The organism is Streptomyces pallidus (ex Mingjun et al. 2026), from assembly GCF_051550185.1.
Lineage (GTDB): Bacteria > Actinomycetota > Actinomycetes > Streptomycetales > Streptomycetaceae > Streptomyces.
Window position 1 is genome coordinate 552,966 of sequence record NZ_CP196181.1, and the last position, 14,350, is coordinate 567,315.

The 14,350-nt window shown below is 74.1% G+C and carries 12 protein-coding genes; 7 read left to right on the forward strand and 5 right to left on the reverse strand.

From position 1 onward, the window contains the following. Window positions 1-62: 62 nt before the first annotated feature. Window positions 63-482 carry a hypothetical protein gene (locus tag ACSHWO_RS02825; protein WP_438309906.1) on the forward strand — a complete coding sequence of 140 codons (420 nt, stop codon included), beginning with the start codon at window positions 63-65 and terminating at the stop codon, window positions 480-482. A gap of 247 nt (window positions 483-729) precedes the next feature. Here ACSHWO_RS02825 and ACSHWO_RS02830 read toward each other — a convergent pair whose 3' ends face one another. The 3 genes from ACSHWO_RS02830 to ACSHWO_RS02840 are packed head-to-tail and all read right to left on the reverse strand — an operon-like array spanning window position 730 to window position 2,824. Further along, entirely contained in the window at window positions 730-954 is a 225-nt protein-coding gene (locus ACSHWO_RS02830) for a hypothetical protein (protein ID WP_438309907.1), read from the reverse strand. Continuing rightward, window positions 951-2,603, reverse strand: a complete 1,653-nt coding sequence (locus tag ACSHWO_RS02835; protein WP_438309908.1) for a dynamin family protein — start codon at window positions 2,601-2,603, stop codon at window positions 951-953. Before ACSHWO_RS02835 ends, ACSHWO_RS02830 begins: the two co-directional genes overlap by 4 nt. After that, window positions 2,600-2,824 (reverse strand): hypothetical protein, encoded by a 225-nt coding sequence (locus tag ACSHWO_RS02840; protein WP_438309909.1) that lies wholly within the window; start codon window positions 2,822-2,824, stop codon window positions 2,600-2,602. Before ACSHWO_RS02840 ends, ACSHWO_RS02835 begins: the two co-directional genes overlap by 4 nt. A 178-nt stretch (window positions 2,825-3,002) precedes the next feature. Between ACSHWO_RS02840 and ACSHWO_RS02845 the strand changes: the two genes are divergently transcribed. Together ACSHWO_RS02845 and ACSHWO_RS02850 are read left to right on the forward strand one after the other, a co-directional pair. Continuing rightward, entirely contained in the window at window positions 3,003-3,641 is a 639-nt protein-coding gene (locus ACSHWO_RS02845) for a hypothetical protein (RefSeq protein WP_438309910.1), read from the forward strand. A 225-nt stretch (window positions 3,642-3,866) separates the two neighbouring features. After that, the gene (locus ACSHWO_RS02850) at window positions 3,867-4,385 is read left to right on the forward strand and encodes a hypothetical protein (RefSeq protein ID WP_438309911.1); all 519 of its coding nucleotides are present in this window, start codon (window positions 3,867-3,869) and stop codon (window positions 4,383-4,385) included. A 466-nt stretch (window positions 4,386-4,851) separates the two neighbouring features. Here the strand turns inward: ACSHWO_RS02850 and speB are convergent, their stop codons facing one another. Further along, window positions 4,852-5,841: an agmatinase gene (gene speB, locus ACSHWO_RS02855; RefSeq protein WP_361101341.1), complete on the reverse strand. Its 990-nt coding sequence runs from the start codon at window positions 5,839-5,841 to the stop codon at window positions 4,852-4,854. 25 nt (window positions 5,842-5,866) lie between these two features. Continuing rightward, the gene (locus ACSHWO_RS02860; RefSeq protein WP_438309912.1) at window positions 5,867-7,423 is read right to left on the reverse strand and encodes an acyl-CoA carboxylase subunit beta; all 1,557 of its coding nucleotides are present in this window, start codon (window positions 7,421-7,423) and stop codon (window positions 5,867-5,869) included. 481 nt (window positions 7,424-7,904) lie between these two features. Between ACSHWO_RS02860 and ACSHWO_RS02865 the strand changes: the two genes are divergently transcribed. The 4 genes from ACSHWO_RS02865 (at window position 7,905) to ACSHWO_RS02880 (ending at window position 14,306) form a co-directional block, all read left to right on the forward strand. After that, window positions 7,905-10,802, forward strand: a complete 2,898-nt coding sequence (locus tag ACSHWO_RS02865; protein WP_438309914.1) for a LuxR C-terminal-related transcriptional regulator — start codon at window positions 7,905-7,907, stop codon at window positions 10,800-10,802. Next, complete coding sequence (locus ACSHWO_RS02870; RefSeq protein ID WP_385849834.1) at window positions 10,783-11,697, forward strand: metallophosphoesterase family protein; 915 nt, start codon at window positions 10,783-10,785, stop codon at window positions 11,695-11,697. Before ACSHWO_RS02865 ends, ACSHWO_RS02870 begins: the two co-directional genes overlap by 20 nt. Next, on the forward strand, window positions 11,697-12,467 hold the full coding sequence (locus ACSHWO_RS02875) for a 4'-phosphopantetheinyl transferase family protein (RefSeq protein WP_438309915.1): 771 nt from the start codon (window positions 11,697-11,699) through the stop codon (window positions 12,465-12,467). The genes ACSHWO_RS02870 and ACSHWO_RS02875 overlap by 1 nt, the downstream gene beginning before the upstream one ends. A gap of 180 nt (window positions 12,468-12,647) precedes the next feature. Beyond that, window positions 12,648-14,306, forward strand: a complete 1,659-nt coding sequence (locus tag ACSHWO_RS02880; protein ID WP_438309916.1) for a flavin monoamine oxidase family protein — start codon at window positions 12,648-12,650, stop codon at window positions 14,304-14,306. The last annotated feature ends 44 nt before the right edge of the window (window positions 14,307-14,350 follow it).

The window sequence follows — 14,350 nt, forward strand, 5'->3', positions numbered from 1 at the left end:
GGGCCGACACCCGCGGCCGCCGTGCTTCGTTTCCTGGCGGTCCCCCGGGGCAGGGGCGCAGCATGGACGCATCACGGAACACCGACTTCCAACTCGTGGACATGGCCCTGCTGACCGAGCACGAGGGCTGCCCGGGCCGCCCGGGAAGCGCGCACCCGGAGCGGTCCGACCCGGTCGAACTACCCGAGGGGGCGCTGGTCACGCTGTGCCTCGTCTTCCGGCTGGGCCGCGACGTGGACGGGCTCGCCTACACCGAGACCCGGGTCCGGGACGGCACCGTCGAGGCGGCGCAGGAGACCCAGCTCGGCGGCTTCAGGGCCGGCGGCCCCTATGAGATCCACCTCCAGCCCGAGCGTCTGCCCGTCGGACACGCCGCCGCCGGCACGTACGAGGTCCACGGGGTGTTCACCGACCGGCACCGGCGCCCGCTCGCCAGCGCGTACCGGCGCTACCGCATCGCGGAGTCGTCGCCCGCGGTGTGACGGCGGTCCCGCGGATCGACGAGCCCCGGGGCGGCCGCATGCGGCGGGGCGGAAGCGGCCCGCCGTCGCCCGCACGGGCCGGCCCTGCCCCTGAGCCCGGCACCTGGCCGCCCTGGGCGCCTTTCTAGGAGGGCAGTTCCTCCGCGGGTGCGTTCCGTGAAGGGCTCGGCGAGCAGCCCGGTCACAGCGGCCGGTTCCAGGCCGGGCAGGTGGAGCACCAGCACCGTCCGGGTGCCGATCCCCACGGTCAGGAACCGCCCGGACGGGTCGCACACCAGGCCGTCGCCGAGGGGGAACGGCTCGGCCAGGAGCGGGCGCCCGCGACCGGGTCGGGGATGGGCTGCGCTTCGGGGCCCATGAGGAGGGTGGCCGTGGTGACGGTGGTGCCGAGGTCGACGACGAGGATGTGCTCGGCCGGGGCGTGCGGGGGCGTACGGGGGCTGCCGCCGTCCTGCTCGTACGGCTGGGTCACCGGGGGTCCTCCAGGTGGCTTCGTGCGGCGTCGATGCGGGCGAGGAGGTTCTGGCAGCGGGCGTGCAGGAGGCGGGCCGCGGCCCTGTCCCCGCCGGGGAAGCCGGCGGCGGTGCGGGGCAGCCAGGCCGCGGCCAGGTCCAGGGCGCGGCGCCGGGCGGTGTCGAGGGGGGTGTCGGGCGGCAGGCCGAGGCGGGAGTGGACGTCCCGGCCCCGGGCGCCGACCAGGGCGAGGACCTGTTCGCGGTCTTCGGGGCCGAGGCGGAGGGCGCCGGTGGCGAGCCGGTGCAGCACGTCCAGTTCGCCCAGGGCCGGTTCACGGGCGAGGAATCCGGTGAGGAGGCGGTCCACCGCGTCGGCGGCGTGCCGGTCCTCGGCGTCGAGGGTGGGGCGCAGGCCCCGGGCGGTTTCGCAGACGGCTCCCACGGCGCCCTGGATCTTGACGGCTTCGGAGCGGTGCCCGAAGTGGCCGGTGACGGTGCGGCGCAGGGCCTCGATGCCGGAGAGGGCGGAGAGTGCGGTGCGGAGTTCGGCTGCGGTCGTGGCCCCCTCGCGGATGAGGCGTACGGCGCTGTGGAGTCCGTACCCGCTGAAGCGGCGGTACAGAGCCCGGCGCTCGGCGGCGGTCAGGGGCAGGGGGTCGTCGTCGGTGCCGCCGAAGACGACGGCGTTGCGCAGGGCGCGGTCCAGCCGGGGGGCGGGGACGGCGGCGAGGGCGGTGAGGGCGTCGAGGTCGGCCCCGTCGAGGAGGGCGGCGGTCTCGGCGAGGAGTCCGCACACCGGGGCCGTGTCGAAGACGAGCCGGCGGTTGGCGGCGAACGCGGTCGTACGGGCGAGGAGTTCGCGGGCGGCGGCCATGGGGTCGGGGGCGTGCGGCCACAGCGTCTCGACCTTGGTGAGGACGCCGACGGCGGTGACCGGGGAGCGCAGGACGGCGTGGGGGCCGAGGAAGCGGGCGAGCAGCTCGGCGTCGCCGCCGGCCATGCCGCGCCCGCTCATGACGACCATCAGGGCGTCCGCGCGGGCGGTGGCGGCGGCGGTCTCCTCGTCGACGCTGTCCTTGCTGCGGCGCAGGAAGTCCAGGGTGCGCTGGGAGTCCTCGTGCCACACGGAGCCGAGGCCGGCGGTGTCGACGAGGTCGAAGGCGGCGAGGTGGGGGCTGTCGCAGACGACTTCCAGGTGGTCGATGGCGGCGAGGTACTCGCGGTGTTCGGCGGCGCGGACGGCGTACCGCTCCAGTTCGGCGAGGTCGGCGGGGACGCTGGTGCCGTCGCGGCGGTGCAGGGTCAGGGAGGGCGGGGTGCCGTGGCGGATGTGGTTGACGGTGTAGGACAGTTCGAGGCGGCCGGTCGGTGCGAGACGTCGGCCGATGAGGGCGTTGACGAGGGTGGACTTGCCCTGGCTGACGCGGCCGACGACGGCGAGCCGCATCCGGGCGGCCAGTCGGGCCTCGGCTGCGGCGAGCGCGTGGCGTACGGGTTCCAGGGCGGGCCGGCCGGCGATCGCGCGGGCGGCCTCGTGGAGGACGGCGGTGAAGCGGGCGCCGGGAGTGCCGGCGCCGGCTGCGGCAGTGGATCCGGGGTGGGCGGCGGGGCGGGGGGCGGTGGCGGCCCGGTGGGTGGTTCCGGGGGCCGGGGTGGAGCTGTTCACCGGGGCTTCTCCTCGTCGCCGCCGTCGCCGGGGCGGTCGGTGCCGGGGGCGGGGGGCGGGTCGCCGACGCCGGCCCGGCGCCGTACGTCGGCGGGGGCCGCCAGGCCCAGCGGCGGCGGGACGGGCAGCGGGGCGCCGCGGGTCCACTCGGGGCCGGCGGCGAGGGCCGCGGCCCGTGCTCCGGTCCGCCGGGCCCGGCGGGCCACTTCGAGCGGGTCCATTCCGGTTCACCCCTCTCCGGGGAACGGGTGCGCGTTCCGGCGGGCGCGCAGTGCGTGGTCGGCCTGTTCGTCCACGGCGTGCCGGAGGTAGGCGGGGCCGTCGAGCCGGGCGGGGAGCCAGGTCCGGGGCGCGTGCGGTGCGGGGTCGTCGGGTGCGAGGCGGGCGCGGAGCGCGGCGGTGAGGGGGCCGCGCGGCCCGTCGAGTCCGGGTGGCAGACCGGCGCCGGGGATCTCCGGTGTCGGCGGCGTCGGCGGCCTCCAGGACGCCCACCCGGCGTTCGAGGGTGCCGGGCGCGCCGCGGAGGGCTCCCCACTCCTTCTCGGCGCGGGTCTCCAGGAAGGCGACGAACTCGGCGAGCCCGGCGAGGCCTTCGGCGAGGTCGGCGGTGAGCCGGGCGGTCTCGATGCCGCGCCGCTCGACTGCGCCGAGGATCGTGTCGGTGCGGCGGAGGTGGCCCGCGATCCGCGCGGCGTCGGCGTCGACGCCGACCGCGTGCGCCGACAACCGTTCGAGGTGCCGGACCAGTCCGGCCTGACCGGCCAGCACATCCCCTTGGGCGAAGGCCTGTTCGCGCGCGGTGCGGCCGCGGGCGGCGGAGACCAGCCGGGCGAAGCCGGTGCGGCGCGCGGTGGCCTGGTTCTGTCTCCCGGCGCCTGCGATGCGGCGCATGAGCTGTTGCAGTGTCTCCCGGTCGGCGCGGCCGCGCGCGGCCGGCATCCGGCGGAGGAGCGCGTCGAGTTCCGTCATCCGAAGCCCCACCCGATGTCGGATCGGCCGGGGCGCCCCCACGCGATCCGGCCATCGGAATCAGCGTAGCCCTGAAGCGGGCGCGGGGGTGGGCTTTGGACAGAACCCGTGCGGGAGCAGGGTCCTGGGGGCGGCCGCAGTGCGGGTACGTGCGGGTGGAAGGTCGTCCTCGGGGCAGGTTCGGGCCACGGGAGTGGCTCGGGGGCGGGATGCGAGCCGAGGGGAACGTGCCCCGTGCACCTGGTTCCCCGACCATGCCGTCGAAGGAGCACGGTGTACGCAGGAGGTGCGAGCATGCCCTGGGCCACACCCGTTTCCCAGGTGGCCGGACGCATGTTCGGCGAGGTCGGGGTGGCGGTCGGCGACGCGATCGCCGATGTCTTCGAGATGAGCGACGAGGGACGGACCGCCGCCCAGCGGCTCTGCGGCGGGGTCGCGGGCGCCCTGGCGGGCGCGGTCGTGGGCGCGGCGCTGATGGACCCGTCCGGCGCGTACGGCGGGGCCACCGGTTCCCTGGGGGGCGACTGCGGGGGCTCCGACGCGGGACCCGGCGCCGGCTGGGGCGCGGGCGGGGACCCGTACGCGTATGTGCACGACCCGTACGCGCACGAGGCGTACGCCGAGGGCACCCAGGCGCACGACCCGTACCCGGACCCGTACGACCCCCACCCGTCGGACGGCGGACTGCACTTCGGGGAGGCCTACTCCGGCCCGGTGGTCGCCCACTGCCCGGAGCGCCACTGCGGCATCGTCCGCAGCTCCGACGAGTACGCCTACTGCGCCTGGGGCCACGAGCGTTATCCCCGTCCGTAGCGGCCCGTGAACTCTATGAACGAAACGATGACCGGGCCGCCCCCGCCGGGCATCGTCTGGGGAGACATCACCACCAGAAGGCCGCGCGGCGCGGAGATCCGGCCGCGCCCGGTCGGGTGGTCCGGGCTCTCCCCCACGGTGCCCGGATCCGGGCCGGGCGCGAGGCCGGAATTCGGCTGCAGCGTGCCTTCACGACGGCCATTCCTATCGTGTTCACGACAATCCCCGCCGCGTTTATGGGCATTTCGTCGACGAGAAGAGTGCGTGCAGCGGAGGAAAGGCGAACGGGAGCGCCGGGAACGGAAAATCACTCAACGCGCCGGCTATCCAGGCGCATCGTCCGTACCGATGGAAGAGTACGGCCGGAAGGCGCGGGTTCACGACGCCTTGACGGCTTCGAAACGGCGATTTAACGAAACGCCGACGCGGCCGGCACCACCGGTGCCGGCCGCGCCTCCCAGGACGTTTATCCGCCCATCCCCCAGCGGACCGGGGCGATCTGCTTCGACATGATCGTGATCAGCTCGTAGGCGGCGTGCGAGGCCGCGATCGAGGTGATGCCCGCGTGGTCGTACGCGGGCGCGACCTCCACGATGTCCGCGGAGACGAGGTGGCAGTCGGCCAGCCCGCGCAGGATCTCCAGGAGTTCGCGGGAGGTCATGCCGCCCGCCTCGGGCGTGCCGGTGCCGGGGGCGTGCGCCGGGTCCAGGACGTCGATGTCGATGGAGACGTAGAGGGGCCGGTCGCCGACGCGCTCGCGCAGCTGCTGGGCTATCTCGTCCACCCCGCGGCGCATCACGTCCGCCGAGGTGACGATGCCGAAGCCGAGCTTGGCGTCCTCGTCGAGGTCCTTCTTGCCGTAGATGGGGCCCCGGGTTCCGACGTGGCAGAGGGCGGAGGTGTCGATGACGCCCTCCTCCACGGCCCGGCGGAACGGCATCCCGTGGGTGTACTGCTGGCCGAAGTAGTCGTCCCAGGTGTCCAGGTGGGCGTCGAAGTGCAGGACCGCGACCGGCCCGTGCTTCCTGGCCACGGAGCGCAGCATCGGCAGGGCGATGGTGTGGTCGCCGCCGAGGGTCATCAGCCGGGCCCCGCCGGAGAGCAGCTCGTCGGCGGCGGCCTCGATGGTCTCCACCGCCTCGGCCGCGTTGAACGGGTTGGCGCTGATGTCTCCGGCGTCCGCGACCTGGCTGTAGTGGAAGGGGTAGACGTCCTGCGCCGGGTTGTAGGGGCGCAGGGTGCGGGACGCCTCGCGGATGGCGTTGCCGCCGAAGCGGGCGCCGGGGCGGTAGGTGACACCGCCGTCGAAGGGGACGCCGACCACGGCGATGTCCGCCTTCTCCACCTGGTCGAGGCGGGGGATCCGGCCGAACGTGGCCTGACCGGCGAAGTGCAGCGTCCTGTCGGTCTCGGTCGGCGGCAGCGGCGGGGTCACGCCGTTGGGCTGGGCGGTCATGGTGCGATCTGTGCCTTTCCAGGGGTCACTGCGGCGGGTTGCCGTGCTTGCGGGACGGCAGGTCGGCGTGCTTGCTGCGGAGCATCGCGAGGGCGCTGATCAGCGTCTCGCGGGTCTCGGCGGGGTCGATGACGTCGTCGACGAGGCCGCGTTCGGCCGCGTAGTACGGGTGCATCAGCTCGGCCTTGTACTCCTTGACCATGCGCGCCCGCATGGCCTCGGGGTCCTCGGCCTCCGCGATCTGCTTGCGGAAGATGACGTTGGCGGCGCCCTCGGCGCCCATGACCGCGATCTCGTTGGTCGGCCAGGCGTAGGTGAGGTCGGCGCCGATGGACTGGGAGTCCATGACGATGTACGCGCCGCCGTAGGCCTTGCGCAGGATCAGCGAGATCCGCGGGACGGTGGCGTTGCAGTACGCGTAGAGCAGCTTGGCGCCGTGGCGGATGATGCCGCCGTGCTCCTGGTCGACGCCCGGGAGGAAGCCGGGCACGTCCAGCAGGGTGATGATCGGGATGTTGAAGGCGTCGCACATCTGGACGAAGCGCGCGGCCTTCTCGGAGGCCTCGATGTCGAGGACGCCGGCCAGCGTCTGCGGCTGGTTGGCGACGATGCCGACGACCTGGCCGTCCAGGCGCGCCAGGGCGCAGATGATGTTGCGGGCCCAGCGCTCGTGGATCTCCAGGACGTCGCCGTCGTCGACGAGTTCCTCGATCACCTTCAGCATGTCGTACGGGCGGTTGCCGTCGACCGGCACGAGCGTGAGCAGCGCCTCCGAACGGCGGTCCGCCGGGTCGGCGGCGGCGCACCGCGGCGGGTTCTCGCGGTTGTTGGAGGGGAGCATCGAGATGAGGTAGCGCACCTCGGAGATGCAGGTCTCCTCGTCGTCGTACGCGAAGTGCGCCACGCCGGAGGTCTCGGCGTGCACGTCCGCGCCGCCCAGCCCGTTCTGGCTGATCTCCTCGCCGGTGACGGCGCGCACGACGTCGGGGCCGGTGATGAACATCTGCGAGGTGTCACGGACCATGAACACGAAGTCGGTCAGCGCCGGCGAGTACGCCGCGCCGCCCGCGCACGGGCCGAGCATCACCGAGATCTGCGGGATCACGCCCGAGGCCCTGGTGTTGCGCTGGAAGATGCCGCCGTAGCCGGCGAGCGCGGAGACGCCCTCCTGGATACGGGCGCCGGCGCCGTCGTTCAGGGAGACCAGCGGGGCACCGGCCGCGATGGCCATGTCCATGATCTTGTGGATCTTCGCGGCGTGGGCCTCGCCCAGCGCGCCGCCGAAGATCCGGAAGTCGTGCGCGTAGACGAAGACCGTCCGGCCCTCGACCGTGCCCCAGCCGGTGACGACACCGTCCGTGTAGGGCTTCCTGCCCTCCAGGCCGAAGCCCGTCGCCCGGTGGCGGCGCAGCTGCTCGACCTCCTTGAAGGAACCCTCGTCGAGGAGCAGCGCGATGCGCTCGCGCGCCGTCAGCTTCCCCTTCGCGTGCTGGGCTTCCGTCGCCCGGTCACTGGGTCCACGCCGCGCCTGCTCGCGCAGGGAGTGCAGCTCGGCCACCTTCCCGGTGAGGTTCGTCGTCATGTGCCGCCCTCTCGACGTCCGCCACGCCCGGCGACACGGGCGGGCCCATCGCTTCCCGCCGGGCTCCAAAGGCCCGCACCGGACCATTAAACGAGTGGCCGACACGGCTCCTCCACCATCTCGACCCCTAATCTCGACCCGGCCACCCCTAGAACGGAAACAGCTCAATGCACCCGCATTTGAGGCTCCCTTGAGGCTTCCCGTGTACCGCCCCGCCGACCGATTCGGTTGAACGGACGGCGAGTTGAAGACGCGTGATTCCAAACGAGCTCAGTTAGTCGACCGGTCGAGAGTTGGTACAGTTCAATCGAACCTGCGAACGGGAAGAACCGGGCCGCCGTTTGACCTGCGGTGAGCGCTGAATTCCATGCGCTCCACAGGCACGCCTTCCTGCACTCGCAGAAACTCGCATGAAAAACCATGTCGCGCCATGGAACCGGCATGCGAAATATTGCATCTCATCGGGGAGGCTTCCACAGACATGTTGGTGGAGCGGGACGAACAGATCGCCAAGCTGACCTCCTGGGTGTCCGGCGCCGCCCGGCCCCCCGGCAGCACCCACGGACACAGGAGCGGAACCGGGCACGGCACGGTCTCCGACGACCCCTCCAGACCCGGCGGGATCGCCGTGATCAGCGGCCCGGTCGCCTCCGGCAAGACCGCCCTGCTCCACCGCGTGCTGGAGCGGACGGCCGACTCGGGCATCCGGCTCCTCAGCGCCGTCACCTCGGCCGCCGAACAGGACATCCCCTTCGGGGTGGTGGAGGAACTGCTCCGCGACACGCGCGACGGTGCGGGCCCCCTCCCCCTCCACGGGTCGCGGCCCGGCACCGACGGCCTCATCCCCGCCGAAACCCTCGTGTCCTTCCACGCCCGACTGGCCGGCCTCGCGGCCCGCGGGCCCGTCCTGATCGCCGTCGACGACGTCCAGTACGCCGATCCGCAGTCCCTGCACTGCCTGCTGTACGCACTGGAACGGGCGCGCACCTCGGGATCGGGCCTCGGCCTGCTGGTCACCCGCGGCCCCGACGCGGGGACCTCCCCGCCCCGTGTCCTGGACGAACTCCTCCGCCAGGCGGAAGGACCCCGCCTCCGGCTCGGCCCGCTCAGCGCGCGCGGCGTCGAGGCGCTGTTGGCCCACCGGGCCGCCGACGCCGCACCCGCGTCCGCCGCCACCGGAGCCCGGTGGCGCTCCCCCCGGCTGGCCGCCTCCCTGCACACCGCTACCGGCGGCAACCCCCTGCTGGTCCACAGCATCCTCGACGACCACCTCCCGCGGCTGCGGGCCGGCGAGGAGCCCGACGGCCCCCTCCACACGGGCGAGCAGTTCCTGCAGAACGCGCTGATCTGCGTGCACCGCACCGGCACCGACGGGCTGCGGGTCGCACAGGGCATCGCCCTGCTCGGCAACGCCGGCCGCATCCCGCTGCTCGCCCGGCTGGTACGGGCCGGGGAGGGCGCCGTGGAACAGCTGGTGACCGCCCTCGTCGACGCGGGCATCCTCCAGGGCACCCGGTTCCGGCACGACGCGGTGCGCGCGGCGGTCCTGGAGGGCCTCGACGACGACGAAGTGGCAGGGCTGCGTCGGCGCGCCGCGCGCCTGCTGTACGAGGCCGGGGCGGCGCCGGTGGCCGTCGCCACGCACCTGCTGGACCACGGACCGGGCGTTCCCGACGAGGAGTGGGTGCCGGGGGTGCTCAGCGACGCCGCGCACACGGCCCTGGCCTCCCAGCAGGTCGGGTTCGCGGTGCGCTGCCTGCGCCTCGCGGAGCAGTGCTCCCGCGACGAGCGCGAGCGCCTGCAACTACGTGCCAGCACCGCGAAGTTCATCTGGCGGGTGAACCCGTCCGCCTGGTCGCACGAGCTCCACCCGCTGAACGCCGCCTCGCACAAGGGCACGCTGCCGGTCAGCGAATCCCTGCAGCTCGTCGGCGACCTGCTGTGGAACGGCTGGTTCGACGACGCGGCGACGGCGATACAGCACGCCGTCGAGGGGCTGGAGGACACCCCCGACCCGACGCTCGCCGGCGAACTGCGCGGCGTACGGGCCGTGCTGGCCTCCACGTACCCCACCCTGCTGGAGCGGATGGACGGTGCGCTGGGCCCGGCCTGGGACGACGCGGAGCGCCCGGCACCCGCCGCGGAGGACGGCGTCATCGCCGCCATGGGGGTCCTGCACGGGGTGCTGCGTGCGGGCTCCGGTGACGACGAGGAGCACACCGAGCACGCCGAGCGGATCCTGGCCGGCACCCGCCTCACCGAGGAGAGCCACGTCACCGTACGGGCCTGCCTGCTGGCCCTGCTGTACGCGGACCGGCTGGGCGCGGCGACCCTGTGGACCGACCGGCTGCTGGAGGAGGCCTCCGAGCGCAGCGCCCCCGGGTGGACGGCCGTCATGCAGGCCATGCGCGCGCACATGGCGCTGCGCCGCGGCGAACTGGCCCGGGCCCGCCACCTCGCCGAGCAGGCCCTCGAACAACTCCCGCCACACGGTTGGGGCGTGGGCATCGGCATGCCGCTGTCCGCCCTCATCGAGGCGCGGACCGCCATGGGCGACCACGAGGCGGCGGCCGCCCTGGTGGACCACCCGGTGCCGGAGCAGATGCTGAGGACGCGCTACGGCCTGCACTACCTCTACGCGCGGGGACGGCACCAGCTCGCCACCGGACGGCACCACGCCGCGCTCACCGACTTCATGCTCTGCGGGAAGCTCATGGGCGAATGGGACCTGGACCGGCCGGGGCTGGCGCCCTGGCGGGTCGGGGTCGCCGAGGCCTCGCTGGCCCTCGGCAACCGTGACCAGGCGGAGCGCTACGCCCGGGAACAGCTGGCCGAGCACGCCGGGCCGCGGGGGCGCGGCATGGCCCTGCGGGTCCTGGCGGGGGCGCGGCCGCTGCCCGAGCGGCCGGCGCTGCTGAACAGGGCGGTGGCCCTGCTCCAGGACGAGGGCGACTCGCACGAGCTGGCCCGGGCCCTGACCGACCTCGGAGCGGCGTACGAGCGGCTCGGCGACGCGACCCAGGGCAAGACCTGCACCCGTAGGGCCTGGCGGATCGCCGAGGGCTGCGGCGCCCGGGGCCTGTCCCACCGCCTCCAGTCCGCCCCGGCCCCGCAGGGCCCGCCGCCGCAGCCCGAGCCGAGCACGGCGCCGAGCCCCGTGCGGCCGCGGTCGTCCGCGGTGTCGAGCCTGACGGACGCCGAGCGGCGGGTGGCGGCGCTGGCCGCGCACGGATACACCAACCGGGAGATCTCCGCGAAGCTGTTCATCACGGTGAGCACCGTGGAACAGCACCTGACCCGGGTCTACCGGAAGATCAACATCACGCGTCGGCAGGACCTGCCGGTCAGTTGGGACATCGATGTCGCACACACCGCCTGACCCCGCCGCACCGGCCGCCACCGCCGTCGGGCCCGCTGCCGGCCCGGGGGCCGGACCCCGGTTGCTCGCCGTCAGCGACCTGCACGTCGGGATGGCCGACAACCGGCCCATCACCGAGTCCCTGCGGCCCACCCACCCGGACGACTGGCTGATCGTCGCCGGCGACGTCGGCGAGCTGAGCGAGGACATCGAGTGGGCGCTGCGCCTGCTCGCCGGACGCTTCGCCAAGGTGGTGTGGGCCCCTGGCAACCACGAGCTGTGGACCCCGCGCGAGGACCCGGTCCAGTCCCGGGGCGAGGAACGCTACCGGTGGCTGGTCGACCTGTGCCGCAGCCTGGGCGTGGTCACGCCCGAGGACCCCTGGCCCGTCTGGCGGGGGCCAGGCGGCCCGGTCGCCGTCGCCCCGCTGTTCCTGCTGTACGACTACACCTTCCGGGTGGCGGGGACCGCGACCAAGGAGGAGTCCCTGGCCCGGGCGCACGAGGCCGGTGTCGTCTGCACGGACGAGTACCTGCTGCACCCCGACCCGCACCCGAGCCGGGACGCCTGGTGCCGGGCCCGGGTCGAGCCGACCCTGCGCCGGCTGGAGGCCCACGACCCGGCGGTGCCGCTCGTCCTCGTCAACCACTACCCGCTGGTCCGCGAGCCCACCGACGTGCTGTGGCACCCGGAGTTCGCCCAGTGGTGCGGCACCGTGCTCACCGCGGACTGGCACCGCAGGTTCCGTACGGCCGCCGTGGTCTACGGGCACCTCCACATCCCCCGCACCACCTGGTACGACGGGGTGCGCTTCGAAGAGGTGTCCATCGGCTACCCCCGCGAGTGGCGCCGGCGCGGCCACCCGAAGGGCCTGCTGCGACAGATCCTGCCGTACGCCCCGGAGGTCCGGAGTTGATGATCGAGACGCTGATACCCGCGCAGGCCCGCGCGGGCGAGGCCTTCGGCCCGGACGGCGCCGCGGTGCTGTACCCCGAGGAGGCGGCCCTGGTCGCCGCCGCGCCGAACGAGCGGCGCGAGGAGTTCACCACCGTACGGGGCTGCGCGCGCCGGGCGTTGGCGGCCCTCGGGCTGCCGCCGGCTCCCGTCCTGCCCGGGAAGCGCAACGCCCCGCGGTGGCCGGCCGGGGTGGTGGGGAGCATGACGCACTGCGCCGGCTACCGGGCCGCGGTCCTCGCCCGGGACACCGATCTGATGGCGGTCGGGATCGACGCCGAGCTGCACCGGCCGCTGCCCCGCGGGGTGTTGGAGTCAACGGCCCTCCCCCGGGAACTGGCCTGGGTGCGCACCCCGCCGGCCGGGGCCGCGCCGCTGCACCGGGACCGGTTGCTGTTCAGCGCGAAGGAGGCCGTCTACAAGACCTGGTACCCGCTGGTGGGGACCGAGCTGGACTTCGAGGACGCGGTCGTCGCCTTCCGCGAGGACGGCCCCGACGGCGCTCCGGGCGGCGGACCGGCTGGCGGACGGGTCGGCGGTGCGCGGACCGGCTCGTTCCGGGCCCGTGTGCTGCGTCCGGGGACCGCTCCGGACGGGCACCCGCTGACGGCCCTCGCAGGCCGCTGGATCGTGCACCGCGGCCTGATCGTCACCGCGATCACCGTGCCCGTGCGCCGGCCGGCCGCGGCCACCGCGCCGGAAGGGGTCGGTGACCCGGGTCCGGGTCGATAGGGGTTGTCCGGCTCCGGCGCCGCTGCGTAGCGTGCGAGGACCGGACCGACTGTGCACGGCGTACGGCGCGTGGATCCCCCGCCGTCCGGGCCCGCTCCCGATGCCGCGTTCCCGGCTGCGGCCGGCTCGTCTCCGGTTCTCCCTGGTAGCGCTGCCGCACCGGCCCGAGAGGTACTCGCGATGACATCAGCAAGCCCGGCCACCACCATGCTCGTGCCGGACTTCCCGTTCTCCTACGACGGCTGGCTCGGCCATCCGGCCGGCCTGGGCTCGCTGCCACCGGGCCGCGCGGGGACACCCGTGGCCGTGGTGGGCGGCGGGATGGCCGGGCTCACCGCCGCCTACGAGCTGATGCGGCTGGGCCTGCGCCCGGTCGTCTACGAGGCCGGGCAACTGGGCGGCCGGATGCGCTCGGTGCCCTTCCCCGGGGACTCCGGCTGCGTGGCCGAGATGGGCGCCATGCGGTTCCCGCAGTCGGCCCGCGCCCTCTTCCACTACATCGACCTGCTGGGGCTGCGGACCCACCCCTTCCCCAACCCGCTCGCGGAGCACACCCCGAGCACCCTCGTCGACCTGGGCGGGGTGCGCCACACCGTGCGGGACGCCGACGAACTGCCCGACGTCTACCAGGAGGTGGCCGCCGCCTGGGAGAAGGCCCTCCAGGAGCGCGCCGAACTGGCCACGATGCGCGACGCCGTGCAGCGGCGCGACGTCGAAACGCTCAAGCACGTCTGGGACCGGCTGGTGCGGGAGTTCGACGACCAGTCCTTCTACGGCTTCCTCGCCACCAGCGCGGCCTTCCGCTCCTTCCGCCACCGGGAGATATTCGGGCAGGTGGGCTTCGGTACCGGCGGCTGGGACACCGACTTCCCCAACTCGCTGCTGGAGATCCTGCGCGTCGTCTACACCGGGGCCGACGAGGACCAGGTCGCCATCGCCGGCGGCTCCCAGCAGGTGCCGTGCGGCCTGTGGGGGCACCAGCCGCGCGAGTGCGCTCACTGGCCGGCCGGGACGTCGCTGGCCTCGCTGCACGGCGGCGCCGCCCGGCCCGGGGTGCGCGCCGTCACGCGCGACGGCGAGTCGTTCACCGTCACCGACACGGCGGGCCGCCGGGACCGGTTCGCCGCGGTGGTGTACACCCCGCACCTGTGGACGCTGCTCAACCGCGTGGAGGCCGATCCGGCGCTGCTGAGCGCAGCGGAGTGGACGGCGGTGGAGCGGACACATTACATGGGCGCGTCCAAGCTGTTCGTCCTCACCGACCGGCCGTTCTGGCACGACGTGGACCCGGACACCGGGATGCCGGTCATGAGCATGACCCTCACCGACCGGATGCCGCGCGGGGTCTACCTGTTCGACGACGGCCCGGAACGCCCCGGGGTGATGTGCCTGTCGTACACGTGGAACGACGACTCCCTGAAGATGGCGACGCTGAGCGCGGCCGAGCGCCTGGACGTGCTGCTGGACAAGCTCGCGGCGATCTACCCGGGGCTGGACATCCGCTCGCACGTGGTCGGCGAGCCGCTGACCGTCACGTGGGAGACCGAGCCGCACTTCATGGGCGCGTTCAAGTCGAACCTGCCGGGCCACTACCGCTACCAGCGGCGGCTGTTCACGCAGTTCGTGCAGCGCGGGCTGCCCGCCGACCGGCGCGGCTTCTTCCTGTGCGGCGACGACGTGTCGTGGACGGCCGGGTTCGCCGAGGGGGCCGTGACCACCGCCCTGAACGCGGTGTGGGGCGTGCTGGACCACCTGGGCGGGTCCACCCACCCGGACAATCCGGGTCCCGGTGACCTCTTCGAGGCGCTGGCCCCCGTCGAACTCCCCTACGACGGCTGACGCGGCCGCGGCACCCGGACGCAGGCGCCCCCGCCGCAGCGGCG